We start from the raw sequence: 25,914 nt of genomic DNA, 5'->3' as shown, positions 1-25,914 counted from the left end.
CTGCTCCGGCTGCTGTTCGGCACCCGCACGCCCAAGGACCAGGGCGGCGGTGACGAGACCAAGTGACCACGAACACGCAGCAGCCCCCGGCGGACCAGGCCGAGGGCTGCCAGGAGAACGAACTTCCCGTCACCCCCAGCGAAGCACGCGATTTGAGCGCGCCGCAATCTGGGCTCGACGCGGCGCTCACCCTGTTCGACTGGCTGTGGGACGACCGGCCCGGGTGGATTTGCCTGGCTACTGACCACCGCATCCGTGACCTCAAGTCCGGACGCAAGTCGAGCGACTTCCGTAACGCGGCCTGGTACCGGTGGCCGGAGCACCGGGAGAAGATCCCGGCCTACGCCGAGATGGTGATGAACAGCCGCGAGGTGTGGTTCACGCCTGCTCTCCTTGACTCGGAGGATCGCAAGGCGCACAACGCCACCGCCAACGGCCGTATCTGCCAGGTCGACGCCGACCACACCGACGAGTGGACGCCTGAGGAGAAGGCCACCCGTTTGGCGCTGCTCGACCGGTTGAAGGCGGCAGTGGTGAAGTCCGGCACGAACGGCAACTTCCACGCCTACGTGAAGCTCGACCGGGACACGCCGCGCGAGATTATCGACCGGCTGAATGCTCAGCTCACGGCGGCGTTCGCTGGCGACAGCTCGAAGGAGAACGCCAGCTCGGTCCTGCGGTTCCCCGGCACCTTCAACCACAAGACGGACCCCAGCCGCCCCGTGGTCCTGGAGACCTGCCCGGAGGGCTTCGCGGGCTGGGACCCGGCAGAGCTGGCCCGGATGCTGCCGGAGGCCCGGGAGACCCCCACCGGAGCCCGGGACGAGGCCGCCGTGTGGGCCGCGCCGGATGCGCCGGACAGCCTGGCCGAGTGCAGGACGCTGGGCGACCTGCTGTCGCTGCCGCCTGAGCACGAGGACCGGAGCAGCTGGCACTGGCTCCAGCGGGTTGCCGGGCATGAGTCGCGCACCGAGTGGATGAAGCCCAACCCGAGCCAGCACGACTACATCGCCCGGATGATCAGCCACGACGCCGCATCGGACGCACCGAGGCGGCTGCACGACGAAGACCAGTTCTTCGAGATCCTCGAACACAAGTGGGAGGAGGACGGCCGGAAGAACAGCAGCTCCAAGACCGCGCTGGCCGCCCAGCTTGCCAAGGGCGAGATCGACCCGGTCGAGGCGGTGGAGTCGTGGAGCGACTTCAACGAGCGGGTCTTCGACGACATCGCCGGCATCCACATCAGCAATGTCGCCCAGGAGCGCTACTACGGGCCGCTGCTGAAGCTGGCGGAGACCGACCCCGAGGCATTCGACGCGACCCCGTTCGCACGCACCGAGTTGCTTCGGCAGATCAACCGCGCACGGGCCGAGGAGAAAGCCAAGGTCCTGGCCGCACCCGGCAACAAGGAGCTTGGTCGGCCGTCGCGCCGCAAGGACTGCACCGGGGTGGTCTACGACACGACCGCCCCGGGTCTGTTCATCCAACCGGGTTGGATCACGCTGTTCATGGCCGACTACGAGGTCGGTAAGACCATGTTGGCCTATTCGCTGGCGGCTGACCGGCTGCGCAAGGGCGAAGAGGTCGTTGTGATCCAGGAGGACGAGGCCGCCGACCAGACGTGGGGCAAGCTCGATGCCTTCTGCCTCACGGAGGAGGAGGAAGACCGCTTCCAGCCGTACAACTACCAGGGCTGGAACCTGGTGGCCACGCCCGAGATGCTCGATGCGCTCATGGAGCGTCACCCGCGCACCACGCTTCTGATCGTCGACTCGATCATGAAGATCACCAAGCTGGCCGGGCTGGAGGAGGACAACCCCGGGGCGGTCGCGCTGTGGACCGTCTTCGAGCGGTTCGCGGCGAAGTACCCGCAGGTGGCGGTCCTGCTGATCGACCACCAGGGTCACAGCGGTGGGGGCCACGCCCGGGGCGCAACCGGCAAGGCTCAGATGTCGTCGGTCGTGCTTCAGGTGTCGTCGGTCGCCAAGTTCGCCCGGGACCGCAACGGTCAGATCAAGGTCAAGGTGCACAAGCACCGGAACGGCGAGAGCACCGGCCACACCTGGCGCGGCAACGTGATCGTCCGGCAGGACGACGAGCCGTTCCATATCGAGTGGACCGACGAAGGCGTCAAGGGCCAGGCGGGCGGCGAAACCGCCAGCAGCGCGATCGACCCGGGCAAGAAGAAGCTCAACGCGTCTGATCGGATCATCCTCGCGTTCCAGCGGAACAGCCGCGCGTGGATGACGGTGGCAGAGCTTGAAACCGACATCGGGGCCAAACGGCCCACCATCGTCAACGCGCTGAAGGCGCTGAGCGAAAAGGTCGAGGAGCGGCAGCACCCGGACAGCCCGAGTGCGAAGCAATACCGGCTGGCACGGTCGGCGTAGGTGTTTGGCCGGGTGCCGCCAGAGGGGGTGTTCGGAACACCCGGCCGAACACCCCCCAGAACAGTGCTCCGTCCCCGGTCAGAGAGGGTGTTCGGGTGTTCCAAACACTGTTCGAACAGGGGGTGTTCGGGGTGTTCTCGCCCTCTATGAGGGAGGGGCGAGAACACCCCCAGAACACACACCCCCGCCGCGCGAACACCCCGCCTGACGTGTGGGAACGGCGCGGTTGGCGGGTCAAGAGGGGCTGAGGCCCGGGACGGTACTCCGGAGGGCACGAGAGCGGCCCGGCGGCACCGAGTACCGGGGCGGCCCCCAGAGGCCCGGGGAGAGCCAGAAAGACCCCACGACGACACCAGGGCGCGGCGGCAGGTGGCCCCCGGCGGAGCTGGCCCAGGACGCCAACGACGAGAGGTGACAGCCGACCACGAGAGGTGATGGCCGGCTGCCGGGTCACCTGACATGACGAGGCCCCGGCCAAATTTCCGCACTCGGCCGGGGCCTCGTCCCCCTCGGGCGTTCCCACCGCCAGTGAAACACTCCGATGGACCCCCGTCTATTTGCGGTTACCGCAATGCCCGACTGGTATTACAGAGGCCCACCTGTGGGGGCTTTAATTGGGGTATGGACAGGGCGACGAAAAGCCCGGTGTTCTCAGGGCACAAGCTCAAGGAAGCTCGCACCAAGCGGGGACTGAGTCAGGCAGCCGTGGCCGCCCGCATGGGTCTCAGTGGGCTCTACATCAGCTACTGGGAAAACAACCGGTACGCGCCCAATGGCGTGAACATGGTGCTTCTGCTGAGGGCACTCGGATGTGAATTGGAGGAGGTGACCGAATGAACGCGCCTGAGATCGAATTCGCAGACGCGGGGTGGGTGGCCATAACCCGCGACCAGAGGGGGCGCGTCGGCGTGAAGCCGGTGCGGATGTTCGAGCTGACCGGGGAGGGCGTAACGGCGCTGACCAAGAACGCCGACGGCCTGATGGTGCCGGACCCGCACGCGGTCGAGGTCATCAAGACGGACCCGCTGCACGCGGCCAAGCTGGCGTGGATGCACAAGTTGGTGGGCGTGGCCGAGCGGTGCACCACCGACGAAGCGCGGGCCGACCTGCGGCGGATCGCCAGGTGGCTGGCCGACTGGGAGCCGGGTGACCCGGGGCTGAGGCTGGCGGTCGGCGATGGCTGATGCCTTCATCGTCGGCCGGGCTGGAAACGGGGTCGTCGCCGGGCAGGTGGTCGGGATGAGGGTGGCCGGAGATGGCATCACGCCCCTGATCTACACCAACCAAGCACCCTACGGAATCCAGGTTCCGGAGAACCTGGCCGAGGCCATCTCGGGGCTGCTCGACCGGCTGGAGGAGGTGGCCCGAGGTGCCGAAGTTTGAGGGGGAAGCGCCGGAAAGCATCGGCAAGGAGCTGGCAGCAGCCGACGCGGCCGTTCCGGTACACCCTCGCGCGGAAATGGTTGTTGTGCTTGCGCAGCAAGGTGTCGGGCGAAATGAAATTTCACGCCGCACCGGCATTTCTACCGCTTCGGTTTCCCGAATCGCAGCCGCGCATGGCGTCGAGTTCGACGGCTCACAGACCGAGGTGGCGTTGAAGGCTCGGATTGCCGAGCTGAAGCAGCGCCAAGCCGGAATCGCCCTGGGCTTGGTCGAAGACATCACATCAGCGCGGGGGCTGCTGCGGATGGCGACGACGCACCGCGATTTCGCGTTCGCTGCAAAAGCGATCAGCGATCTCACCCAGGCCGCCCAGCGCATGACCCCTGAGGTCAGCGAACAGGACGAAATCGACGAGACCAAGCAGTTCCTGTTGGACCTACATGCCGGAATTGGCCTGATGCGCGCCCAATTTGAGCAGGAACACGGCGTGCCGCTCGACAGCGACGAGGCCCGTGAGATTTTCAACCGAATGCGCCAGGAGGAAAACACCGATGAGCAACCGTGATTTCAGCGAGGCCGTGCAGGGTCCGAGGTCGACGGACGGCCCGAGCGTGGACGAGATCCGGGCGGAGATGTACGGCGGTCAGGTGGCCGGGCGGTTCTTCTACCGGGACGGCCGGACCGAGCGGGACTCGGCGGTGATCCAGGGCCAGCCGGTCGAGGGCGACGGCACCATGACCGACGACCAGGCCGACGAGATCCGGAAGACCGCCGGGATCGGGGCCGACCACCGGCACGCCCTCCAGGCCGCCGAGTCCTACATGGACCGCCGCGATCCGATCTCGGGCCACACGATCCGGACCTACGGCGACGGCCGGGTCGTGGACCTGGACGCCGAGCCGACCAAGGCCGGACCGGACCGGGTGGAGTACCCCCGGGTCTGGTACGGGGACGACCCCGCCGCGTAGCGGGACGGGGCCACGGGCGGCCTCTCCTCCCGCCGGGGTCCGCCGGGTCGGGCCGGGCCACGAGAGATCGGGGGAGAGCCGCCCGTGGCCGCAGCCAGATCGGTGCGCGGAATGGGCGTCAGCCCTCCTGTTCCGGATGACGCTCGTCCGGTCCGGACCGGGTCCGCCGGATCGGCCAGCCAGACCCCCGGATCTTGCCGACCAAGCAAACCGCCGGCTCACGGGATCCGGACCAGATCCGCCCGACCTTGTCGACCCAGCAAGCCGGGTCCGCCGGACCCGGACACAGATGAACCCCGGACCTCACCGCCAAGCGAATTCCGGGGTTCACCTTCCACGACCGAATGACCGACTGAGGCCACCGCCGCACCTCCAGGAAAGCACGCGCGGCAGGTGGCCGGAAGGGACCACCGATGACCGCCACCAAAGTGTTCCAGCCGGAATTCAAGACGCGCGACGGAAAGCGTGTCAGCTTCGGCGCGAATTACACCCACGACACCAAGGCAAAGCGCAGGGCGGGGCTGACCAAGGCCGGTCGCCCGAAGGTCGAAACGGTGGGTGCGGGCACAGTCGTGAGGCGTCCGCGTGGCTGGGTGCCGTGGGCGGTCTTCGGCATCAATTCGGCAGTCCTTGGCGGTGCGTGGGCGGTGGCCGAGCTGGGACCAGCGGCGGGTGGCCTGGTTATCTGCGGTGCGCTGTGGGCCGGTTACCGCGTCGCGCGCTGGACAGCGGGGGAGTGGGCGTACTTCGCCACCAAGGCCCGCCAGATCAGGGGCGGCCAGCAGGTGGCCGAGTTCGCCAGCGAGGGCCTGCCGCCGCAGGCGCACATTCCAGGCGAGAAGGTCAATCGACCCTGAGCCGGCGGTCACGACTCGTAACTGTGACTGTGACTGTGACGCCGGGAGAGACCCCCTCTCACCGGCTACGTGCCCGGGCACGGGGGTATGCCGGGGGTGTGACAGTCACAGTCACAATTACGGGCGGTGACAAAAGGCGGTTGTCACTTGCCGTGAATGGCGGTGTGCGAATGGGTGTGGTCCCGCCCATGCCGCGCACCCTCTTGGCTTTGGTCAAATTTCAGAAATTGTGCGCTGCGCAAATCCCGTGATTTCCTTGAATTCCCCGGCGGTTCCGCCGGGTTGGAATTCGGAATTAGGGAGACTAGAAATGGCCGCCAAGAAGACCGAGACCACCGAGCCCACGAAGTGTGAATGCTCGATGTACGACGCCCTCCCGGCAGACCTGACCGAGGAGCAGGTGGCCAGCGGTGACTTCGAGATCCTGACCACCGGGTGCACGGCGACCACGAAGCGCCAGTTCGCTCCCGGCCACGACGCCAAGCTCAAGAGCGCGCTGATCCGCTGGGGTGCCCTCGGCCTGGAGATCCGGCGCAACGAGGGCGGCGTGGCCACGAGCGCCAGCCCGGCCAAGCACGCCGCCCGGTACGCCTTCGCCCACATGGTCACGGCCGGTGTGAAGCGCGCGGAGGCCAAGGCCGCCGAGAAGGCCGAGCGCGCCGCAGCCCGCGCCGCCAAGAAGTCCGCCCCCGCGCCCGAGGTCATCAAGGCCAAGGTCGGCCGCGTCACCTACCAGGGCCACATGGACGGCGACCACTTCGTCTACGAGGTGAAGGGCAAGGAGCGCCGCACCCTCAAGTTCCAGGCCGCCTGACCGACACGAACGAGCCCGGCCGGGGATGCAGCCCCGGCCGGGCCGACGCTGAGAGATGAGGACAACCCCAGCGTGAACAAGCAGAACACGGCGGTCATGCGGGCCGCCATCCTGGAGCGGGTCAGCACCGAGGAGCAGACGCGAGGCTATGGGCTCGATGTCCAGGACGAGGCGTGTCGGGCGTATGTCGAGCGCAAGGGCTGGCGGCTGCACGACGTCTATAAGGACGAGGGCGTCAGTGGCTCGCTGACCAAGCGACCCGGCTTCGACCGGCTGATGGCCGACGTCAAGGCCGGCTTGGTTGATGTGGTCGTGGTGCACAAGTTCGACAGGGTCGGCCGCACCGGTCGTGCCTTCTGGCGATGGATCTGGCAGCTCGAAGACCTTGAGACCGCCATCGTGTCGGTCACCCAGGAGATCGACACGACGACCACGCACGGCAAGTTCATGTTGCAGCAGTACGCCGCCATCGCGGAGATGGAGTACAACCTGATCCGCGAGCGCACTCAAGGCGGGTTGCAGAAGAAGGCCGAGGCGGGCGGGTGGCCCGGCGGTGCCCCGCCCTACGGCTACCGGATCGAGGGCAAGGGCAAGCGCGGGTCGTACCTGGTCATCGACGAGCACGAGGCCGCCATTCTCAAGGCGGCTTGGAAGATGGCCGTAGAGGAGGGGCTGAACACGCGCCAGATGGCCGCCCGGCTCAACGCACTGGGGATGGTCACACGATCGGGTAAACCTTGGTCGCACAGCAACCTCCGGGGCAAGCTCATCAGCGAATCGACGCTGAACGCCCGCTGGACCTTCCGGAACCCGAACCGGGCACACGCCGGGCATGGCGCGGCCCTCAATAAGGACGGCACCGCCAAGCACGGCAAGACCGTCACCACCCAGCTCGACCCGATCTTCGCGCCGGAGGAGGCCGCCGACCTCAGCCGGGCCATGGGGAGGCTGGGCAACGGCAAGCCGAAGCCGAAGCCGCACGGCTACCCGCTGTCGAAGCGACTGTTCGGCCACTGCGGCGCGCACTACGTCGGCATGAAGCGCTCGGGCCGCAGGGGGCGGTGGTACCGGTGCACGGGCAAGGCCCAGAAGTACCCAGGCGACCCGATGTGCTCGTGCGACATGGTCGACGCCGATGCCGTTGAGGCCGCCGTGTGGCGCGACGTCGTCAAGCTGCTGAGCGACCCGGACCGACTGAAGGCGATGGCCACCGAATGGGTGGGCATGGCCGCTGGTGAGCAGACCAGCCACGCGGACCGGATCGCCGACCTTGATCGCCAGATCGCCGAGCGCGAGCAGGCGGTGACCAAGGTGATGACCGACTACGCCAAGGCAGGGCTTCCGGCGGTCGCATTGCAGGCGGCCACCCGTGCCCTGACTGACGAGATCGAGCAGCTCCGGGCGATGCGTGACGAGGCCGCCGCGTGGCTGGAGGAGACCGAGGCCGCCGAGCAGCGCGCAAACGACCTTGCAGCCCTGGCCACCGTGGCGAGTGAGCGGCTGGCCGACATGACCCCGGCTGAACAGGGTGAGGTGCTGGCCCTGCTTGATGTCCACGTCACTATCACGGGTGAGATCCCGAAGCCGCGTCTCGGCTCTGGGTGCTCGCTGCGTGAGTGGTTCCAGGATGCCGGACGGCTGGTGCCGGACGAGCTGACCGACGAGGCGTGGGCACTGGTCGAGCCGATCGTGAAGGCGTGGGAACCCAAGAACCACAAGTGCCGACCAGGCCGGGTGATGCTCGACGCGATGTTCTACAAGGCGCGCACCGGGTGCCGCTGGGAGGAGCTGCCCGAGCGGTTCGGCCTGTGGAAGGGCATCCATTCGCGTTACAAGGCGTGGCGGAGCTGTGGGGTCTGGGACGAGATCATGGCCGCCCTGCCTGACGCGGGTCAGCCGGTGTGGACGCCGCCCCAGGTGCCGCCGCTGCGGGTCGAGGGCCGCGTGGACCCGCGCGTGCTGACCGGCCCGGGTATCCAGGAAGAAGCGGCACCCGGAGAAACAGGTGTCCCGGGCCCGGCCACGAGCGCGCGCTCGGCCGGCGTCCACGAGCTGCTGCGCGGCGGGGCGACGCTGGTCACCGACGCCGCGGAGGTCGTCGAACTCGTCGGAGACATGGGCGAGCTGGCCCCGGCCCGGCACGGCCCCGTCCTCCCGCGCGACCTGCTCGAACCGGACGCCCGGCAGGTCCTGGCCGCACTTCCCGCGCGCGGCGTCGCGACCGCGGCCGACATCGCCCGGGGCGCCGGGACGACGCCGGACGACGCGATCGCGAGACTGTACGAACTCCGATCGCTTGGCTACGTCGAACGACACGGCGAGGGATGGAAGTTGACACGCCGGGCGGTGAACTCGGCGCGCGCGGGCCAGGACGGTTGTTGACCGAGCGTGTTCGGCCGTCCGGGGGAACGCCGAAGGCTGCGGAAAATCCAGCAGTTGAGCGGCCCGTCTGTCACTCACGGTAATCGAAGTGACCCGCTGGGGCGCGGTGCGGAACGAATCCGCGCACGCCCCACGCCTCGCCGTTCGCGCACCGCGACACTCCAGTCACGCTACGCTCACGGGGTTCCGACGCTGAGACCGACGAAAACCGGACCAGAACCGACCGAGACCGACGACTCGCCCAGGCGACCGGAAACCCCAAGAATCCACAAGCCCGCACTCCACGGCAGAACGGCACAAGGCGACGAATGCCCCAGCACACCTCCGGGTCCGACCGGGCGGCGCTCCCCCCAGCCGCCCGCGACGGTGGCAGCGTGCGGCCGCCCGCTCCCTCGACGCTCGACGAGCTGTGGCGGTCGTACAAGGCGACGGGGGACGAACGGCTGCGGGAGCAGCTCATCCTGCACTACTCGCCGCTGGTGAAGTACGTGGCGGGACGGGTCAGCGTCGGTCTGCCCCCCAACGTGGAGCAGGCCGACTTCGTCTCCTCGGGCGTCTTCGGGCTGATCGACGCGATCGAGAAGTTCGACATCGACCGGGAGATCAAGTTCGAGACGTACGCGATCACCCGCATCCGGGGCGCGATGATCGACGAACTGCGCGCGCTGGACTGGATCCCCCGTTCGGTGCGGCAGAAGGCGCGCAACGTCGAGCGGGCGTACGCGACGCTGGAGGCCCGGCTGCGGCGCACCCCGACGGAGATCGAGGTGGCCGGCGAGATGGGCATCGCTGTGGACGAACTGCACGCCGTCTTCAGCCAGTTGTCGCTGGCCAACGTCGTCGCCCTGGAGGAGCTGCTGCACGTCGGCGGCGAGGACGGCGACGGGCTCAGCTTCATGGACACCCTGGAGGACACCGCCGCCGACAACCCGGTGGAGGTGGCCGAGGACCGCGAGCTGCGGCGCTTTCTGGCCCGCGCGATCAACACCCTGCCCGAGCGCGAGAAGACCGTCGTCACGCTGTACTACTACGAGGGCCTCACCCTCGCCGAGATCGGCAACGTGCTCGGTGTGACCGAGAGCCGGGTCAGCCAGATCCACACCAAGTCGGTACTGCAGTTGCGGGCCAAGCTGGCCAGTTTCGGACGGTGACCGACGGGGCCCGTGCCGGGGGAGTCACTCCCGTCCCGGGCCCGGCGTCCGTACAGTGGTCGACGTGCCAAGGATTCGAGCGGCCTCCGTGGCCGAGCACCGGTCGATGCAGCGAGCCGCCCTGCTGGACGCGGCGCGGACCCTGCTGTCCGAGGGCGGGACGGAGGCCCTGACCTTCCCCGCCCTGGCCGAACGGACGGGGCTGGCGAGGTCGTCGGTGTACGAGTACTTCCGGTCCCGGGCCGCCGTGGTCGAGGAGCTGTGCGCCGTCGACTTCCCGGTCTGGGCCGCCGAGGTCGCGGCGGCGATGGCGGCCGTGGACGGGCCGGAGGCCAGGGTCGAGGCGTACGTCCGCAAGCAGCTGGAGCTGGTCGGCGACCGGCGGCACCGGGCCGTCGTGGCGATCTCGGCGAGCGAACTGGACGCGGGTGCGCGGGAGCGGATCCGCGCCGCGCACGGCGAACTCGTCGCCATGATCGTCGAGGCGCTGGGAGAGCTGGGACACGGCCAGCCCCGCCTGGCGGCGATGCTGCTCCAGGGCGTCGTGGACGCGGCCGTGCGCCGCATCGAACTGGGCGCGGCCGAGGAACCGCCGGTGATCGCCGAGGCGGCCGTGGGGATGATCCTGCGAGGGGTCCGCGGCTGACGCTCCTGGGCGGCGACGCCCGGCCTTGCGGGGCGCCCCGGTACGGCTCGGCAGCGCTCCCTGCGGCGCCGGACGGCCGTCACGCCGTCGGCGTCCCCGGCACCGGCAGCAGTCTCGACGGGCCGGCGCGCAGCAGCCACGGCGGCAGGAGCAGCAGCGGATCGAGATAGACCTCGCCCCTGCGCAGCCCCCAGTGCAGGCAACCGCTCCCGCAGTGCGACCCGGACGCGGGTCCTGCTCCCTGCACCGTCCCGACGATCTGGCCGGCCGCCACCCGCTCGCCCTCCCGCACCGAGGCCCGTACCGGCTCGTACGTCGTCCGCAACGGCGGCCCGCCCGTCCCCGGCAGCTCCACCGAGACCACGCCTCGCCCCGCCACGGGACCCGCGAAGGAGATCCGGCCCGCCGCCACCGCCCGTACCGGAGTGCCCGGCGGCGCCCCGAGGTCCACGCCCCGGTGCCCGGGCCCGTACGGCGTCGCCGGCGGCTCCCAGCCGCGCAGCACCGGCGGCCGCGCCCCCACGGGCCAGTTCCGCCCCACGGCCGGCACGGACCCGCCGGCGGGCGCCCCATCGTCGGCGGGTGCCGACCCAGCGGCCGGCACGGCCCCCTCGGCCCGCGCCCCGCCCCCAGCCGGCGCCGCCGGCCCACCGTCCGGCGCCGTCGTGCGGGCCGGGAGCGCCCCGTCGGCGGCCTCCGCCGCACCACCCGCCCCCGGCATCAGCGCCGGCACGCCCAAGACCAGGGTCAGGGTCAGGGCCAGCAGTCCCGCCAGTCCCACCAGCGGCCCGAGCCGCCCCTCCGCACAGCGCTTCCCGCGCATCCCAGACATGCCACCACGGTGCCGACTCCCGCCGTCCGCCGCCGGGACCTGTGGACAACCGACGGGTTGTGGACAGCGGCGTCACCCGGGGCCTTCCGTGTCCCGTACACTTCTGGTGGCGACCCGGGTCACCGGGTCGACTTCGCACGCCCCGACACCCCGGCCGGCAACGGTCGGTGTCAGCGCCCCTCGGTCCTTCGCGGCAGGCGCACGCGGGCGTCAGGCGCGGGAGCCGTCCGGTTCCCGCGGCACAACCGAGAAATTCGAGGAGATACGGCCATGGCCGTCGTCACGATGCGGGAGCTGCTGGAGAGCGGCGTCCACTTCGGTCACCAGACCCGTCGTTGGAACCCGAAGATGAAGCGCTTCATCTTCACGGAGCGCAACGGCATCTACATCATCGACCTGCTCCAGTCGCTGTCGTACATCGACCGCGCCTACGAGTTCGTCAAGGAGACCGTGGCCCACGGCGGCACGGTCATGTTCGTCGGCACGAAGAAGCAGGCGCAGGAGGCCATCGCCGAGCAGGCCACCCGCGTCGGCATGCCCTACGTCAACCAGCGCTGGCTGGGCGGCATGCTCACCAACTTCTCGACCGTCTACAAGCGCCTGCAGCGCCTGAAGGAGCTCGAGCAGATCGACTTCGAGGACGTGGCCGCCTCCGGCCTCACCAAGAAGGAGCTGCTGGTCCTCTCCCGCGAGAAGGCCAAGCTGGAGAAGACCCTCGGCGGTATCCGCGAGATGCAGAAGGTGCCCAGCGCCGTCTGGATCGTGGACACCAAGAAGGAGCACATCGCGGTCGGCGAGGCCCGCAAGCTCAACATCCCGGTCGTCGCCATCCTCGACACCAACTGCGACCCCGACGAGGTCGACTACAAGATCCCGGGCAACGACGACGCGATCCGCTCCGTCACCCTGCTCACCCGTGTGATCGCCGACGCCGTCGCCGAGGGCCTCATCGCCCGCTCCGGCGTCAACGCCGGTGACAAGGGCGAGAAGGCCGCGGGCGAGCCGCTCGCCGAGTGGGAGCGCGACCTGCTCGAGGGCGAGAAGAAGGCGGACGAGTCCGCCGAGGCCGTCGAGGCCGCCGCCGAGACGCCGGCCCCCGACGCCCCGGTCTCCGAGGCCGTCGAGGAGGCCGCCGCCGAGGTCAAGGCCGAGGACGAGCAGCAGGCCTGACCCGTCAGCGTTGACGGCGGGAGCGGTGTGAACCCCGCTCCCGCCGTTCACCCGTAGGTCAGCGGCGCGTCAGCGGGCTCCCGCTCCATGGGCGGCGGGGGACCGCAGGCCCCCTGATCTTCGATCTTCCAGACTTCGAGAAAGATTCACAGACTCATGGCGAACTACACCGCCGCCGACGTCAAGAAGCTTCGTGAGCTCACGGGCGCCGGCATGATGGACTGCAAGAAGGCGCTGGACGAGGCCGAGGGCAACGTCGAGAAGGCCGTCGAGGCGCTGCGCATCAAGGGCCAGAAGGGCGTCGCCAAGCGCGAGGGCCGCTCCGCCGAGAACGGCGCCGTGGTCTCGATCATCGCCGACGACAACTCCTCCGGTGTCCTGGTCGAGCTGAAGTGCGAGACGGACTTCGTCGCCAAGGGCGACAAGTTCCAGGCCGTGGCCAAGGCCATCGCCGAGCACGTCGCCAAGACCGCCCCGGCCGACCTGGAGGCCCTGCTCGCCTCCGAGATCGAGCCCGGCAAGACCGTCCAGGCGTTCGTGGACGAGGCCAACGCCAACCTCGGCGAGAAGATCGTCCTGGACCGCTTCGCGCAGTTCACCGACGGTTTCGTCACCGCGTACATGCACCGCACGATGCCCGACCTGCCCCCGCAGATCGGTGTCCTCGTCGAGCTGGACAAGCCGAACGCCGAGGTCGCCAAGGGCATCGCCCAGCACATCGCCGCCTTCGCGCCGAAGTACCTCTCCAAGGAGGACGTGCCGGCCGACGTCGTCGAGTCCGAGCGCCGTATCGCCGAGGAGACCACCCGCGCCGAGGGCAAGCCCGAGGCCGCGATCGCCAAGATCGTCGAGGGTCGTCTGAACGGCTTCTTCAAGGACGCCACGCTGCTCGGCCAGCCCTACGCGCTGGACAACAAGAAGTCCGTCCAGAAGGTCCTGGACGAGGCCGGTGTCACCCTGAAGCGCTTCGCGCGCATCAAGGTCGGCATCTGAGTCCACGGTCCGTACCGCGACGGACACCCGGCCCGGATAGGGTCGACAGCAGTCGTCCACGTCGCCCGCGTATGGCGCCACGCACGCGTGGGTGACGGACGACAGCAGATCTGACGAGGAGGCCATTGCCGAGCATGGGATGCGAAACACGCCCCACCGGCAATGGCCTTCTTCGCATGTGCACCACGTAACAGAGGCGGGATCTCAATGACCAGCAAGCCCCGGAAAAGCGACGACGGCAAAGTGACCGGCCGGTTTCTGCTGAAGCTGTCCGGAGAGGCATTCTCGGGCGGCGGGGGCCTGGGGGTAGACCCGGACGTGGTGCACGCCATCGCCCGTGAGATCGCGGCCGTCGTCCGGGACGGCGCGCAGATCGCGGTCGTGATCGGCGGCGGCAACTTCTTCCGCGGCGCCGAGCTGCAGCAGCGCGGCATGGACCGCGCCCGCTCCGACTACATGGGCATGCTCGGCACCGTGATGAACTGCCTCGCCCTGCAGGACTTCATCGAGAAGGAAGGCGTCGACAGCCGGGTCCAGACCGCCATCACCATGGGCCAGGTCGCCGAGCCGTACATCCCGCTGCGCGCCGTGCGCCACCTGGAGAAGGGCCGCGTGGTCATCTTCGGGGCGGGTATGGGCATGCCGTACTTCTCCACCGACACCACCGCCGCCCAGCGCGCCCTGGAGATCGACGCCGAGGCGCTGCTCATGGGCAAGAACGGCGTGGACGGGGTTTACGACTCCGACCCGAAGACCAACCCGGACGCCGTGAAGTTCGACTCCCTCGGCTACAGCGAGGTCATCACCCGCGACCTGAAGGTCGCCGACGCCACGGCGATCACGCTCTGCCGTGACAACCGGCTTCCGATCGTCGTCTTCGAACTCCTGAAGGAGGGCAATATCGCCCGCGCCGTCAAGGGTGAGAAGATCGGCACGCTTGTGGGCGACCAGGCCGGCCGGGGCTGACCCGACCCGGCGCAGATCGCCCCGACCTGGCGGCTCGGCCCGCCCGCGGCCCGGCACCTGTCCGGGGGACGGGCGGGACGGACCCGGGCCGGGGGATGGACAATGTCCTGCCGGTCGGGAACCGTGCAGGAAGAAGACGCGACGCAGCCGGCCGTCGGCCCCGACAAGGAACCGCGACCGGGCCTACTCAAGACACGCAGGAGCAAGTGGTGATCGAAGAGACCCTCCTCGAGGCCGAGGAGAAGATGGAGAAGGCCGTCGTGGTCGCCAAGGAGGACTTCGCCGCGATCCGCACCGGCCGTGCGCACCCGGCGATGTTCAACAAGATCGTGGCCGACTACTACGGCGCGCCGACGCCGATCAACCAGCTGGCTTCGTTCTCCGTGCCGGAGCCGCGGATGGCGGTCGTGACCCCGTTCGACAAGACCGCGCTGCGCAACATCGAGCAGGCGATCCGGGACTCCGACCTGGGCGTCAACCCCAGCAACGACGGCAACATCATCCGGGTGGTCTTCCCCGAGCTGACCGAGGAACGCCGCCGCGAGTACATCAAGGTCGCCAAGGGCAAGGGTGAGGACGCCAAGGTCTCCATCCGCTCGGTGCGCCGCAAGGCCAAGGACGCGATCGACAAGCTCGTCAAGGACGGCGAGGTCGGCGAGGACGAGGGCCGCCGTGCGGAGAAGGAGCTCGACGACACCACCGCCAAGTACGTGGCGCAGGTGGACGAGCTCCTGAAGCACAAGGAGTCGGAGCTGCTCGAGGTCTGATGAACGACTCTTCCTGGGGAGCGCCGCAGCAAGCCGGGTACTGGGAGCCCGCGGACGGTTCACCCGCCCAGGGGCCCGTTGCCGAAGGCCCCGCCCACGATGCGCCGCCGGGCGCCCGGCAGACTCGCCCCATGCCCATCGTGCCCGGGGTGCCCGCACACGGCGGTACCCAGGAGGACGACGACCGGGGGGCCGTCCGGACGGGCGGCCCCCTGTTCCGGGACGAGGCCCCGCAGCACCAGGGCGGCCGACCCCCGCAGCCCCGGTCCTACGACCCGCGACAGCCGCAGCCCTTCGCCGCGCAGCCGCAGTCGTACGACACGCGGCACCCGGGTGCCTACGGCGTACCGGCCCAGCCGCAGCCGTTCGAGATACCGCAGCACCAGCCGCAGCACGACCAGCGGCCGCAGTCACCGTCGCGGTCGCACCCGCAGCCGTACGAAGCGCCGCAGCCGCGGCCCTACGACACGCCGCAGACGCCGCCCGTCCACCGGACGGCGTCGCAGAATCCGGAGCCCATGCCCGACGCCCCGCAGCCGGCGCCCGCCCCGCAGAAGAAGAGCGCGGGCCGCGACCTCGGTGCTGCCATAGGAGTCGGTCTCGGGCTCGGTGTGGTGATCGTCGCCTCCCTGTTCATCGTCAAGGCGGTCTTCGTCGGCGTGATCGCCGTCGCGGTCGTCGTGGGCCTGTGGGAGCTGACCAGCCGTCTCCAGGAGCGCAAGGAGATCAGGGCGCCGCTGGTGCCGCTGGCCGTCGGCGGCGCCGCCATGGTGGTCGCCGGGTACGTGCGCGACGCCGAGGGCGCGTGGGTGGCGATGGCCCTGACCACGCTCGCGGTCCTGGTGTGGCGTATGACCCAGCCCCCCGAGGGATACCTCAGGGACGTCACGGCGGGCGTCTTCGCCGCCTTCTACGTGCCGTTCCTGGCCACGTTCGTGGCGATGATGCTCACCGCGGACGACGGCCCGTACCGGGTGCTGACCTTCCTGATCCTCACGGTGGTCAGCGACACCGGCGCGTACGCCGTCGGCTGGCGCTTCGGCAAGCACAAGCTCGCCCCGCGCATCAGCCCCGGCAAGACCCGCGAGGGCCTGTTCGGCGCGGTCGCCTTCGCGATGGCGGCGGGCGCGCTGTGCATGCAGTTCCTGATCGACGACGGCGCCTGGTGGCAGGGTCTGCTCCTCGGCCTCGCGGTCGCGGCCAGCGCCACCCTCGGCGACCTCGGCGAGTCCATGATCAAGCGGGACCTGGGCATCAAGGACATGGGCACGCTGCTGCCGGGCCACGGCGGCATCATGGACCGCCTCGACTCCCTCCTCCCCACGGCCCCGATCGCCTGGCTCCTCCTGGTGGCCTTCGTCGGCTCGGCCTGACCCCCTGTCCGCCGGTCGCCTTCCCCCGGGCGGGGGCCGGCGGGCAGGGGCACGTTCCACGGCGCGGGCGAGGCCGGAGAAGGACGGCACATACCGGGGCGACCTCGCGTGCCGCCGGTGCGAGGCGCTCATCGACCGGGGCGGCCGCCGGAAACCACGCCGCTACTGCAACGGCCGGCACCGCACGAAGTGATACGTCACCGACGCCTTCCCCGCGGTCCTCGGCATCTTCTCCCGGCCCGGGCGTCCGAGGACGCCCGCCGGCGACCGGCGGCGGCTGCTCGTGACGGTCGCGACAGGCGGCAGCGCCGGCCCACCCAAGTCGATCTGCGACACTGGTACCACCATGCCCAAGCCCGGAGAACTTACTTTCGTCGCCCCGCGCGGAGCCAAGAAGCCGCCGCGGCACCTTGCCGATCTGTCGCCTGCCGAGCGCAAGGAGGCCGTCGCCGCGATCGGTGAGAAGCCGTTTCGTGCCAAGCAGCTCTCGCAGCACTACTTCGCGCGGTACGCGCACGACCCCGAGCAGTGGACCGACATCCCGGCCGGGTCGCGGGAGAAGCTGCGCGACGCGCTGCTGCCCGAGCTGATGTCGGTCGTGCGGCATCTGTCGACCGACGCGGGCACCACCCGCAAGACGCTGTGGCGGCTGTTCGACGGGACGCTGGTCGAGTCCGTGCTCATGCGCTACCCGGACCGGGTGACCATGTGCATCAGCTCGCAGGCCGGCTGTGGCATGAACTGCCCGTTCTGCGCCACCGGGCAGGCGGGCCTGGACCGCAATCTGTCGACCGCCGAGATCGTGCACCAGATCGTGGACGGCATGCGCGCCCTGCGCGACGGCGAGGTACCCGGAGGGCCGGCGCGGCTGTCCAACATCGTGTTCATGGGCATGGGCGAGCCGCTCGCCAACTACAAGCGCGTCGTCGGCGCCATCCGCGCCCTCACCGACCCGGAGCCCGACGGGCTCGGGCTGTCGCAGCGCGGCATCACCGTCTCCACCGTGGGCCTGGTCCCGGCGATCCACCGGTTCGCCGACGAGGGCTTCAAGTGCAGGCTCGCCATCTCCCTGCACGCCCCCGACGACGAGCTGCGCGACACCCTCGTGCCCGTCAACACGCGGTGGAAAGTGCGCGAGGTGCTGGACGCGGGCTTCGAGTACGCCGCGAAGTCCGGGCGCCGGCTCTCCATCGAGTACGCGCTGATCCGCGACATCAACGACCAGGCCTGGCGCGGCGACCGGCTCGGCCGGCTGCTCAAGGGCAGGCCCGTGCACGTCAACTGCATCCCGCTCAACCCGACCCCCGGCTCCAAGTGGACCGCCTCGCGGCCCGAGGACGAGAAGGCCTTCGTGGAGGCGATCGCCGCCCACGGCGTGCCCGTCACCATCCGCGACACCCGCGGCCAGGAGATCGACGGCGCCTGCGGTCAGCTGGCCGCCACCGAGCGGTAGCTCCCCGGGGAGGGCCACGACCGTGGGCCGCAGGCCGTCGTACGGCGGCCGGGCGGTACTCTGAGGCCGTACACATCTTCATATTCCGACAGGGGAGCGCCACAGCGCTGAGAGTGCGGCACCGGCCGCAGACCCTCTGAACCTCGCCCAGGTCATTCTGGGTAGGAAGTTCGGTCATCACTCGAGCTGTTGCGCCCTGCCCGGGCATCCCCGCGGATGCCCGGGCAGGGCCGCGTCTCTTCCTGGCCACCATCCAGGAGGAAAATCCAGTGCACACCAAGACGTTCGTCGCAGCCGCGGTCGGGCTGGGACTGGTCACGCTGTCCGCGTGCGGATCGTCCGGCGGGCAGAAGAGCGCCGCCGACTCCAAGACCGTGACCCTGGTCAGCCATGACTCGTGGAAGGCGTCCCAGAGCGTCATCACGGAGTTCGAGAAGTCCTCCGGCTACAAGGTCAAGGTCCTCATGGACGGCGATGCCGGGCAGGCCGTCAACAAGGCCATCCTCACCAAGGACCACCCGCAGGGCGACGTCTTCTTCGGCGTCGACAACACCCTTCTGTCCCGCGCCCTGGACAACGGCCTCTTCCAGCCCTACGAGCCGAAGGGCGCCGACCGGATCCAGCCGCGGTACCGGGCGGACGAGGCCAAGCACCGGGTGACGCCGATCGACACCGGCGACATCTGCGTCAACTACGACAAGAAGTACTTCGCCGACCACAAGCTGGCCCCGCCGGCCACCTTCGACGACCTGGTCAAGCCGCAGTACAAGAACCTCCTCGTCACCGAGGACGCCGCCGCCTCCTCGCCCGGCCTCGGCTTCCTGCTCGGCACCGCGGCCAAGTACGGCGACACCGGTTGGCAGGCGTACTGGAAGAAGCTCAGGGCCAACGGCGTCAAGGTCGTCTCCGGCTGGGAGCAGGCCTACGACCAGGAGTTCTCCGGCTCGGCCGGCGGTAAGAAGGCCAAGGCCGACCGCCCGCTGGTCGTCTCCTACGCCTCCTCGCCGCCCGCCGAGGTCATCTACGCCAAGCCGCAGCCCAGGACCGCACCCACCGGCGTCGCCGAGGGCACCTGCTTCCGCCAGGTCGAGTACGCCGGACTGCTCGCGGGCGCCCGGAACCCCGAGGGCGGCAAGGCCTTCCTCGACTTCCTGATCGGCAAGCGGTTCCAGGAGGACATGCCGCTGAACATGTTCGTCTACCCGGTGCGCCAAGACGCCCGGGTCCCCGCGGAGTTCACCCAGTACGGCCCCCAGGCCAAGAACCCCGAGACCATGGCACCCGAGAAGATCGCCGCCAACCGCGACCAGTGGGTCAAGTCGTGGACCTCGCTCGCGGTGAAGTGACCGGCGGGCGACGCCGCCGTCCGCGGAACGCGGCGCGGCTCGGCCTGATGGCCCTGCCCGTCGCGTTCTTCGCGGTGTTCTTCGCCTACCCGGTCGCCGCGATCGTCCGCCGCGGCCTGCGGGTCGGCGGCGCCTGGCAGTTCGGCCGGTTCGCCGACGTCCTCGGCGACGAGGGCATCCGGCACGTGCTGTGGTTCACCACCTGGCAGGCCCTCGCCTCCACCGCGCTCACCCTGCTCATCGCGCTGCCCGGCGCCTACGTCCTGGCCCGCTTCGACTTCCCCGGCCGCCAGGTGCTGCGCGCCGTGGTCACCGTGCCGTTCGTGCTGCCCACCGTCGTCGTCGGCACCGCCTTCCTCGCCCTGCTCGGGCACGGCGGCCTCCTCGACCAGCTGTGGGGCGTACGCCTGGACACCACCGTGTGGGCGATCCTCCTCGCCCACGTCTTCTTCAACTACGCCGTCGTCGTCCGCACGGTGGGCGGCCTGTGGGCCCAGCTCGATCCCCGGCAGGAGGAGGCCGCCCGGATGCTCGGCGCCTCGCCGCTGACCGCCTGGCGCAAGGTCACCCTGCCCGCGCTGGCCCCCGCCGTCGCCGCCGCCGCGCTCATGGTGTTCCTGTTCACCTTCACCTCCTTCGGCATCGTGCAGATCCTCGGCGGCCCCGCCTTCTCCACCCTCGAAGTGGAGATCTACCGGCAGACCTCCGAGATCTTCGACCTGTCCACCGCCGCCGTCCTCACCCTCGTCCAGTTCCTGGCCGTGGGGGCGATCCTCGCCGTGCACGCCTGGACCGTACGGCGCCGGGAGGGCGCGCTGAAGCTGGTGGACGCCGCCCTGACCGCCCGCCGGCCGCGCGGGGCCGGGCAGTGGGCGCTGCTCGCCGCAGTGCTCGCCACCATCGCGCTGCTGCTCCTGCTGCCGCTCGCCGTCCTCGTGCAACGCTCCCTGACGGCACCCGGCTTCGGCTACTACCGGGCGCTCACCGACCCCGACGGCGGCGTCTTCCTCGTCGCCCCGATCACCGCCATCGGCACCTCCCTGTCCTACGCCGCCGCGGCCACCGCCATCGCCGTCGTGATCGGCTCCCTGGCCGCCGCCGCGCTCACCCGCAGGGACGCCGGACGCCTCGTCCGCGGATTCGACGCGCTGCTGATGCTGCCGCTCGGCGTCTCCGCGGTGACCGTCGGCTTCGGCTTCCTCATCGCCCTGGACAAACCGCCGCTGGACCTGCGCCAGTCCTGGATCCTGGTCCCGCTCGCCCAGGCCCTGGTCGGCGTGCCTTTCGTCGTACGGACCATGCTGCCGGTGCTGCGCGCGGTCGACGTACGCCTGCGGGAGGCGGCCGCCGTGCTCGGCGCGTCCCCGTGGCGGGTGTGGCGGGAGGTCGATCTGCCGATGGCGCGGCGGGCGCTGCTGGTCGCCGCCGGGTTCGCCTTCGCGGTCTCGCTCGGCGAGTTCGGGGCCACCGTGTTCATCGCGCGGCCCGACAACCCCACGCTGCCGGTCGCCGTGGCCCGGCTGCTGAGCCGCCCCGGCGACCTCAACTACGGGCAGGCGATGGCCCTGTCCACGATTCTGATGGTGGTGTGCGCCGTGGCCCTGCTCCTGCTGGAGCGGCTGCGGACCGCCGACCGGAGCGGGGAGTTCTGATGCTGCTGAGGCTGGAAGCCGCCACCGTCCGCTTCGGCGGTCGGGCGGTGCTCGACGCCGTCGATCTGGCGGTGGCCGAGCACGAGATCGTGTGCGTGCTGGGCCCCAGCGGCAGCGGCAAGTCCACGCTGCTGCGCGCGGTGGCCGGACTGCAACCGCTGGACTCGGGACGGGTGCTGCTCGACGGCCGGGACCAGGCAGTTGTGCCGGTGCACCGGCGCGAGGTCGGGCTGATGTTCCAGGACCACCAGCTCTTCCCACAGCGCGACGTGGCCGGGAACGTCGGCTTCGGACTGCGGATGCACGGCACTGCGAAGGGCGAACGGATCGCACGCGTCGAGGAGTTGCTGGACCTGGTCGGGCTGCCCGGGGCCGGCGGCCGGGCCGTCGCCGCCCTGTCCGGCGGCGAGCAGCAGCGTGTCGCGCTGGCCCGCGCGCTCGCCCCCCGGCCCCGGCTGCTGATGCTGGACGAGCCCCTCGGCCAGCTCGACCGCACCCTGCGCGAACGCCTGGTGGTCGAACTGCGGGAGCTGTTCGGCCGGTTGGGCACCACCGTGCTCGCCGTCACCCACGACCAGGGCGAGGCCTTCGCGCTCGCCGACCGGGTCGTGGTGATGCGGGACGGCGAGATCGCGCAGTCCGGCACCCCGCTTCAGGTGTGGCAGCGCCCGGCGGACGCCTTCGTGGCCCGTTTCCTCGGCTTCGAGAACGTGGTCGAGGCGAGCGTCGAGGGGGAGGCCGCGCTCACCCCCTGGGGCAAGGTGCCGGTCCCGGAAGGCTCCGCCGTGGGCGCCCGCACCCTCCTCGTCCGGCCGGCCGGCGTCCGCCTGGTCCCCGCGGGGGACGGCCTGCGCTGCACGGTCGCCGCCCGCGCCTTCAAGGGCACTCATGTCGCGGTCCACCTCCAGCCGGCGGACGCGCCGCGACTGGAGGCGGCCTGCGCACTGCGGTCGGCGCCGGAGGTCGGCGCCGAGGTGGGGGTGGAGTTCGACCCGGCCGACGTCGTCCTGCTGGGCTGATCCCGCGCGGCGGATGGCGGCCGTGGCGGCGCGCCGCCGCTCCGCCCCAGGGCGTCCGCAGCGCGGATCAATGCCCGTGGCCCGCACCCTGGTCGGGACGCGGGCCACGGACGGGACGTCGAGCGGTGGTGTCAGCGACCGCTGTTGGCGCCACGGCGGCGCATGCCGTAGAAGACGGCGCCACCGCCGACTGCGACCAGGGCGACGGCGACGCCGGCGATCAGTCCGGTGTTGGAACTCGCCCCGGTCTCCGCGAGGTTGGAGTCACCGGCTGCGGGCGAGGGGGCGTTGTCCACGGTGGTGCCCGCCGGGGCGGTGCTGCTCTGCGAGGGGGCCGGAGTCCCGGCCGGGGGCGTCGAGGGCGCCGCGGAGGTCTCCGGGGCCGACGGGGTCGCGGTGGCCGGCTGCGAGGGTGTGGCCGGCGCGGACGGGGTGGCCGGCGCGCTCGGGGTGGCGGGCGCGCAGGCGGCGGACGGGGTCCTGAGGTTCGGCTTGATGTCCGCGTCGACCAGCTTGCCGCCGGCCTTGACGTGGACGCGGTACTCGGCGTTCGGTTCCCATGCCTCGGCGAAGGAGGCCGTGGCGCCCTTGGCGGTGCCCCTGACCGTCTGCGGGCTGCCGATCTGCTTCACGTCCGCGCCGTTGTTCTCCAGGAAGACGGTGACGACGGCCGGGGTGCCGGAGGCGTCCTTGTCGGTGACGACGATGACACCGTTGCCATCGAGGCACTTGGCCTCGGCGGAGAACTCGCTGATGTCGCAGGCGAGCGCGGTGCCCGCCGTGCCGAGGGCGACTGCGGCGGACGCGGCGGCGATCCCCAGGATGCGCAGGGGACGTGCGGTGCGGCGGGATATCGACAAGATGGCCACTTTGCCCTTCACGGGAGGTGCGATTGCGGGGGGTGAAGGGGGTGTTGGGGCGGCCACCGGACGACGAGGAGTGCCCCGGCACCCCCAGGAGGCCCACATCTATAGGCGCTCGGTCAGCAGTGTCAACGCGTCCGTCCTGTATGGGCGTTGACTTTGCCCGTTCATTAACCGTCCGCATGTTTGGACGCGTTGTGAACCGGTCCGATCCGGACGGCGGGGCCGATTGGGCCCGCCCGGGCGCATCCCGCCCGGGCCGGAACGAATCCGTCCGGGGGCGGCCCCCGCAGGACCACCGCCGTCGGAACGACCCCCCGACATCAGGATCAGCCCTCCACCGCCGCCGGGTCCATCCACACGACCTCCCAGGTGTGGCCGTCGAGGTCGTCGAAGGCACGGCCGTACATGTGGCCGTGGTCCTGGACCTTGTCCGACGCCGTGCCGCCGGCCGCGACCGCCTTCTCGACCAGCTCGTCCACCTTCTCGCGGCTCTCGGCGCTCAGACAGATCAGCACCTCGCTGGTGCGGGTGGAGTCCGCGATCTCCTTGTCGGTGAAGTCGGCGTAGCGCTTCTTGCCGAGCAGCATGGCGATGATCGTGTCGCTGATGACGACGCAGGCGCAGTCGTCGGTGGAGAACTGCGGGTTGATCGGGTAGCCGAGGGCGGTGAAGAACTTCTTCGCCGCGGCCACGTCGGCGGTCGCCAGGTTCACGAAGATCATCTGCTGGTACATGGTGGGGTCGCTCCCGTCGTGGGTGGTGCCGTGCGTGCCGTGCGCAGGGGTAGACGGAGCGGGCCCGCGCAACTCATCGGTGGCCGGCGGACTTCTTCCGTCGGTTTTCCCGGAGCGCCGTGGCCGGCTGCCTCAGCGGGACAGGGGCAGTGCGGCAAGCGTGGCGATCGCCCAGGTCAGCGGGGCGAACAGGGCCAGCAGGGTGGCGGTGCGCAGGGCGGCCGCCGAGCGCAGCACGGTGGCGGGTGCGCCCAGCCGCCGGAGCGCGGCGGTGGTGCCGACCCGCAGCTGCCGGGCCTCGACGGCGGCGGTGACCAGCGCGGCCACCGCGCAGCCGGCCACCAGCAGCGCGCCCAGCGCGGTGAGCGGGCCGAAGCGGCCGGAGGCGCGGCCGTGCAGCGCGATCACGGCGAACGCCGCCGAGGCGACCGCGCACAGGACGCCGAGCGGACCGCCGATCCGGCCCGCCTCCGCCATCAGGACCCGCCCGGCCAGCAGGCGTACGGCGCCCGGCCGCACCGCCTGGAGCAGTCGGCCGCACAGATGGGTCAGGCCGGGACCGGCGAGGGCGAGACCGACGGCGGTGAGCAGCCAGCCGACGAGCACGGGCGCGGAGCCCGCGCTGAGCCCGCCGGGCAGGACGGCGCGCGCGCCGTCGCCCGTGCCCCCGGCGTAGGTCTCGACGGTGAGGCCGGCGGCGAGCACGGCGATGCCCCAGGGCAGGCCGGTGGGGGACCGGTCGGGCGGGAGCGGTCGGCCGGGATCGTCTTCCACGGCCGGGGCGGTGGCCGTCTCGGCCCCGTCGGCGGGCGTCTCCTGGCCGGTGCCGGCCGTCTCCCGCCCGGCTCCGGCGGCGCGCGCGGGCGGGGCCTTCGGCTCGCGCGGGCGCAGGGCGGCGGCGACCGCGGCGGAGGCTGCCGCCGGGACGGCGGCGAGCAGGAGCAGCGTGCCGGGCACCGGCAGCCGTTCGCGCGCGGCGAGGACCGCGTGCGGCGCGCCGTCGAGCGGGAACGGCGGCCCCGGCAGGTCACCGCGCAGGGAGAGGAACAGCAGCAGGGCGAGCAGCGCGCCGAAGGCGCAGGACAGGGCGGTCGTGGCGGCCGAGACGGCCATCATCCGGGCGGGGCCGAGGCCGAGCGCGGACAGGCCGCCACGCGGCCGGGTGCCGGGGTCGGACCGGGCGACCGCGACGGCGAGATAGGCCGTGGCGGCCAGCGGCACCCCGCACCAGGCCAGGCGCAGCAGCGCGGCGGACGGGTCGGCGGGGTGGCCGAGGGCGTGGCCGAGGCTGCACAGCAGCAGGAAGCCGGTGCCCGCCGAGGCCGCCACGACGGTCAGCCGGCGCAGCTGGACGGCGGGGTGCGCGACGCGGATCAGACGGAGAGCGAGCACGCCGCCCGGCCTTCCGTGGTGTCACCGGCCGGCGGCAGGTGCACGGTCTTCACACAGCGGCCGTCGAGCAGGTTCACCGTGCGGTCGGCCAGGGCCGCGGTCTGCGCGTCGTGGGTGGCCAGGACGACGGTGATGCCGTGCGAGCGGGCGGCGGTGGTGAGGGTGCGCAGCGCGTGGGCGCGGTCGGCGCGGTGCAGCGGGGCGGTCGGCTCGTCGGCGAAGAGCACGGTCGGCGTGGAGGCGAGGGCGCGGGCGATGCAGACGCGCTGCCGTTCGGCCTGGCGCAGCTGGTGCGGGCGTTTGCCGGAGAGCTCGCCGGCGTCCAGGCGTTCCAGCCACTCAAGGGCGGCCGCCTTGGCCCGGCGGCGGGTGGAGCCGCGCAGCATCAGCGGCAGGGCGGTGTTCTCCCAGACGTTCAGTTCCGGGACGAGCGCGGGCGCCGGGTCGATCCAGCCGAACCGCTCGCGGCGCAGGCGTTCGCGGGCGAGCGGGCCGAGGGTGTGCACGGGGGAGCTGTTGAACCAGACCTCGCCCTCGCGCACCCGCGCCATGCCGGACAGGCAGCGCAGCAGCGTGGTCTTGCCGCTCCCGCTCGGGCCGCCGACGGCGAGGATCTCCCCCTGCCGGACGCCGAGCGAGACGCCGGCGAGTGCGGGCGAGCCGTCCTTGTGGGTGTAGTGCAGGGCGCGTGCCCAGAGCACGTCGTTGTCCGGCGGGTCCACCATGGCGTACACCTCGGTTCGGATCAGAAATGCCGCGC

The 25,914-nt window shown here is 70.9% G+C and carries 24 protein-coding genes, 2 pseudogenes and 1 riboswitch; of the genes and pseudogenes, 21 read left to right on the top strand and 5 right to left on the bottom strand.

From position 1 onward, the window contains the following. The first annotated feature begins 62 nt into the window (after positions 1 to 62). The 12 genes and pseudogenes from AB0N63_RS22195 to AB0N63_RS22140 all read left to right on the top strand — a co-directional run bounded on the left by AB0N63_RS22195 (position 63) and on the right by AB0N63_RS22140 (position 10,591). Positions 63 to 2,390 carry an AAA family ATPase gene (locus tag AB0N63_RS22195; protein ID WP_365530720.1) on the top strand — a complete coding sequence of 776 codons (2,328 nt, stop codon included), beginning with the start codon at positions 63 to 65 and terminating at the stop codon, positions 2,388 to 2,390. Between the two features lie 621 nt (positions 2,391 to 3,011). Beyond that, positions 3,012 to 3,227, top strand: a complete 216-nt coding sequence (locus AB0N63_RS22190; protein ID WP_365530719.1) for a helix-turn-helix transcriptional regulator — start codon at positions 3,012 to 3,014, stop codon at positions 3,225 to 3,227. Then, positions 3,224 to 3,574: a hypothetical protein gene (locus AB0N63_RS22185; protein ID WP_365530718.1), complete on the top strand. Its 351-nt coding sequence runs from the start codon at positions 3,224 to 3,226 to the stop codon at positions 3,572 to 3,574. The genes AB0N63_RS22190 and AB0N63_RS22185 overlap by 4 nt, the downstream gene beginning before the upstream one ends. Further along, entirely contained in the window at positions 3,567 to 3,773 is a 207-nt protein-coding gene (locus tag AB0N63_RS22180; RefSeq protein ID WP_365530717.1) for a hypothetical protein, read from the top strand. The genes AB0N63_RS22185 and AB0N63_RS22180 overlap by 8 nt, the downstream gene beginning before the upstream one ends. Further along, the gene (locus AB0N63_RS22175) at positions 3,760 to 4,338 is read left to right on the top strand and encodes a hypothetical protein (protein ID WP_365530716.1); all 579 of its coding nucleotides are present in this window, start codon (positions 3,760 to 3,762) and stop codon (positions 4,336 to 4,338) included. The genes AB0N63_RS22180 and AB0N63_RS22175 overlap by 14 nt, the downstream gene beginning before the upstream one ends. Then, positions 4,325 to 4,741, top strand: coding sequence for a hypothetical protein (locus AB0N63_RS22170; RefSeq protein WP_365530715.1), 417 nt, complete (start codon positions 4,325 to 4,327; stop codon positions 4,739 to 4,741). The genes AB0N63_RS22175 and AB0N63_RS22170 overlap by 14 nt, the downstream gene beginning before the upstream one ends. Positions 4,742 to 5,154: 413 nt before the next feature. Beyond that, on the top strand, positions 5,155 to 5,598 hold the full coding sequence (locus tag AB0N63_RS22165; protein WP_365530714.1) for a hypothetical protein: 444 nt from the start codon (positions 5,155 to 5,157) through the stop codon (positions 5,596 to 5,598). A 310-nt stretch (positions 5,599 to 5,908) separates the two neighbouring features. After that, positions 5,909 to 6,412 (top strand): hypothetical protein, encoded by a 504-nt coding sequence (locus tag AB0N63_RS22160; RefSeq protein ID WP_365530713.1) that lies wholly within the window; start codon positions 5,909 to 5,911, stop codon positions 6,410 to 6,412. Positions 6,413 to 6,508: 96 nt separating this feature from the next. Further along, positions 6,509 to 8,272: pseudogene (locus tag AB0N63_RS22155) on the top strand (recombinase family protein); the annotation flags it as partial. A 144-nt stretch (positions 8,273 to 8,416) separates the two neighbouring features. Then, positions 8,417 to 8,794 (top strand): annotated as a pseudogene (locus AB0N63_RS22150) (DNA-protecting protein DprA); the annotation flags it as partial. 308 nt (positions 8,795 to 9,102) lie between these two features. Next, positions 9,103 to 9,945 carry an RNA polymerase sigma factor WhiG gene (gene whiG / locus AB0N63_RS22145; protein ID WP_365530712.1) on the top strand — a complete coding sequence of 281 codons (843 nt, stop codon included), beginning with the start codon at positions 9,103 to 9,105 and terminating at the stop codon, positions 9,943 to 9,945. An 88-nt stretch (positions 9,946 to 10,033) separates the two neighbouring features. Beyond that, entirely contained in the window at positions 10,034 to 10,591 is a 558-nt protein-coding gene (locus tag AB0N63_RS22140; protein WP_365530826.1) for a helix-turn-helix domain-containing protein, read from the top strand. Between the two features lie 79 nt (positions 10,592 to 10,670). Here AB0N63_RS22140 and AB0N63_RS22135 read toward each other — a convergent pair whose 3' ends face one another. Continuing rightward, complete coding sequence (locus tag AB0N63_RS22135; RefSeq protein ID WP_365530711.1) at positions 10,671 to 11,423, bottom strand: M23 family metallopeptidase; 753 nt, start codon at positions 11,421 to 11,423, stop codon at positions 10,671 to 10,673. Between the two features lie 270 nt (positions 11,424 to 11,693). Here AB0N63_RS22135 and rpsB point away from each other — a divergent pair, with 270 nt between their 5' ends. From rpsB to AB0N63_RS22090, 9 genes are all read left to right on the top strand, one after another. Then, on the top strand, positions 11,694 to 12,593 hold the full coding sequence (rpsB, locus tag AB0N63_RS22130) for a 30S ribosomal protein S2 (RefSeq protein WP_365530710.1): 900 nt from the start codon (positions 11,694 to 11,696) through the stop codon (positions 12,591 to 12,593). A gap of 156 nt (positions 12,594 to 12,749) precedes the next feature. Then, positions 12,750 to 13,586, top strand: a complete 837-nt coding sequence (tsf, locus tag AB0N63_RS22125) for a translation elongation factor Ts (RefSeq protein ID WP_365530709.1) — start codon at positions 12,750 to 12,752, stop codon at positions 13,584 to 13,586. 207 nt (positions 13,587 to 13,793) lie between these two features. Beyond that, on the top strand, positions 13,794 to 14,552 hold the full coding sequence (gene pyrH / locus AB0N63_RS22120; RefSeq protein WP_027758276.1) for a UMP kinase: 759 nt from the start codon (positions 13,794 to 13,796) through the stop codon (positions 14,550 to 14,552). A 209-nt stretch (positions 14,553 to 14,761) separates the two neighbouring features. Next, entirely contained in the window at positions 14,762 to 15,319 is a 558-nt protein-coding gene (gene frr / locus AB0N63_RS22115) for a ribosome recycling factor (RefSeq protein WP_009190895.1), read from the top strand. Between the two features lie 131 nt (positions 15,320 to 15,450). Continuing rightward, positions 15,451 to 16,692, top strand: a complete 1,242-nt coding sequence (locus AB0N63_RS22110) for a phosphatidate cytidylyltransferase (protein WP_365530708.1) — start codon at positions 15,451 to 15,453, stop codon at positions 16,690 to 16,692. Between the two features lie 346 nt (positions 16,693 to 17,038). Next, positions 17,039 to 18,145 carry a 23S rRNA (adenine(2503)-C(2))-methyltransferase RlmN gene (gene rlmN, locus AB0N63_RS22105; RefSeq protein ID WP_365530707.1) on the top strand — a complete coding sequence of 369 codons (1,107 nt, stop codon included), beginning with the start codon at positions 17,039 to 17,041 and terminating at the stop codon, positions 18,143 to 18,145. A gap of 80 nt (positions 18,146 to 18,225) precedes the next feature. Beyond that, positions 18,226 to 18,331: riboswitch (TPP riboswitch) on the top strand. A gap of 83 nt (positions 18,332 to 18,414) precedes the next feature. Beyond that, on the top strand, positions 18,415 to 19,491 hold the full coding sequence (locus AB0N63_RS22100; RefSeq protein ID WP_365530706.1) for a thiamine ABC transporter substrate-binding protein: 1,077 nt from the start codon (positions 18,415 to 18,417) through the stop codon (positions 19,489 to 19,491). A 47-nt stretch (positions 19,492 to 19,538) separates the two neighbouring features. Next, positions 19,539 to 21,143, top strand: a complete 1,605-nt coding sequence (locus AB0N63_RS22095) for an iron ABC transporter permease (protein ID WP_365530705.1) — start codon at positions 19,539 to 19,541, stop codon at positions 21,141 to 21,143. Next, complete coding sequence (locus tag AB0N63_RS22090) at positions 21,143 to 22,162, top strand: ABC transporter ATP-binding protein (RefSeq protein WP_365530704.1); 1,020 nt, start codon at positions 21,143 to 21,145, stop codon at positions 22,160 to 22,162. The genes AB0N63_RS22095 and AB0N63_RS22090 overlap by 1 nt, the downstream gene beginning before the upstream one ends. Positions 22,163 to 22,293: 131 nt before the next feature. Here AB0N63_RS22090 and AB0N63_RS22085 read toward each other — a convergent pair whose 3' ends face one another. The 4 genes from AB0N63_RS22085 to AB0N63_RS22070 form a co-directional block, all read right to left on the bottom strand. After that, positions 22,294 to 23,022 (bottom strand): LAETG motif-containing sortase-dependent surface protein, encoded by a 729-nt coding sequence (locus AB0N63_RS22085; protein ID WP_365530703.1) that lies wholly within the window; start codon positions 23,020 to 23,022, stop codon positions 22,294 to 22,296. A 332-nt stretch (positions 23,023 to 23,354) separates the two neighbouring features. Beyond that, positions 23,355 to 23,762 (bottom strand): VOC family protein, encoded by a 408-nt coding sequence (locus AB0N63_RS22080; RefSeq protein WP_365530702.1) that lies wholly within the window; start codon positions 23,760 to 23,762, stop codon positions 23,355 to 23,357. Between the two features lie 132 nt (positions 23,763 to 23,894). Then, complete coding sequence (locus AB0N63_RS22075) at positions 23,895 to 25,154, bottom strand: hypothetical protein (protein WP_365530701.1); 1,260 nt, start codon at positions 25,152 to 25,154, stop codon at positions 23,895 to 23,897. After that, positions 25,136 to 25,879: an ATP-binding cassette domain-containing protein gene (locus tag AB0N63_RS22070; RefSeq protein WP_365530700.1), complete on the bottom strand. Its 744-nt coding sequence runs from the start codon at positions 25,877 to 25,879 to the stop codon at positions 25,136 to 25,138. The genes AB0N63_RS22075 and AB0N63_RS22070 overlap by 19 nt, the downstream gene beginning before the upstream one ends. Positions 25,880 to 25,914: the final 35 nt, after the last annotated feature.

It is taken from the genome of Streptomyces sp. NPDC093260, from assembly GCF_040683715.1.
Lineage (GTDB): Bacteria > Actinomycetota > Actinomycetes > Streptomycetales > Streptomycetaceae > Streptomyces > Streptomyces sennicomposti.
The sequence above is the reverse complement of the archived record's forward strand: the minus strand, read 5'-3'. Positions and strand labels throughout refer to the sequence as shown.

Bases quoted from the DNA above. Each gene is read 5' to 3' on its own strand.
- AB0N63_RS22190 (WP_365530719.1), top strand. From the start codon at position 3,012: ATGGACAGGGCGACGAAAAGCCCGGTGTTCTCAGGGCACAAGCTCAAG.
- AB0N63_RS22185 (WP_365530718.1), top strand. From the start codon at position 3,224: ATGAACGCGCCTGAGATCGAATTCGCAGACGCGGGGTGGGTGGCCATA.
- AB0N63_RS22180 (WP_365530717.1), top strand. From the start codon at position 3,567: ATGGCTGATGCCTTCATCGTCGGCCGGGCTGGAAACGGGGTCGTCGCC.
- AB0N63_RS22170 (WP_365530715.1), top strand. From the start codon at position 4,325: ATGAGCAACCGTGATTTCAGCGAGGCCGTGCAGGGTCCGAGGTCGACG.
- AB0N63_RS22165 (WP_365530714.1), top strand. From the start codon at position 5,155: ATGACCGCCACCAAAGTGTTCCAGCCGGAATTCAAGACGCGCGACGGA.
- AB0N63_RS22160 (WP_365530713.1), top strand. From the start codon at position 5,909: ATGGCCGCCAAGAAGACCGAGACCACCGAGCCCACGAAGTGTGAATGC.
- whiG (WP_365530712.1), top strand. From the start codon at position 9,103: ATGCCCCAGCACACCTCCGGGTCCGACCGGGCGGCGCTCCCCCCAGCC.
- AB0N63_RS22135 (WP_365530711.1), bottom strand. From the start codon at position 11,423: ATGTCTGGGATGCGCGGGAAGCGCTGTGCGGAGGGGCGGCTCGGGCCG.
- rpsB (WP_365530710.1), top strand. From the start codon at position 11,694: ATGGCCGTCGTCACGATGCGGGAGCTGCTGGAGAGCGGCGTCCACTTC.
- tsf (WP_365530709.1), top strand. From the start codon at position 12,750: ATGGCGAACTACACCGCCGCCGACGTCAAGAAGCTTCGTGAGCTCACG.
- pyrH (WP_027758276.1), top strand. From the start codon at position 13,794: ATGACCAGCAAGCCCCGGAAAAGCGACGACGGCAAAGTGACCGGCCGG.
- AB0N63_RS22110 (WP_365530708.1), top strand. From the start codon at position 15,451: ATGCCCATCGTGCCCGGGGTGCCCGCACACGGCGGTACCCAGGAGGAC.
- rlmN (WP_365530707.1), top strand. From the start codon at position 17,039: ATGCCCAAGCCCGGAGAACTTACTTTCGTCGCCCCGCGCGGAGCCAAG.
- AB0N63_RS22095 (WP_365530705.1), top strand. From the start codon at position 19,539: ATGGCCCTGCCCGTCGCGTTCTTCGCGGTGTTCTTCGCCTACCCGGTC.
- AB0N63_RS22090 (WP_365530704.1), top strand. From the start codon at position 21,143: ATGCTGCTGAGGCTGGAAGCCGCCACCGTCCGCTTCGGCGGTCGGGCG.
- AB0N63_RS22080 (WP_365530702.1), bottom strand. From the start codon at position 23,762: ATGTACCAGCAGATGATCTTCGTGAACCTGGCGACCGCCGACGTGGCC.
- AB0N63_RS22070 (WP_365530700.1), bottom strand. From the start codon at position 25,879: ATGGTGGACCCGCCGGACAACGACGTGCTCTGGGCACGCGCCCTGCAC.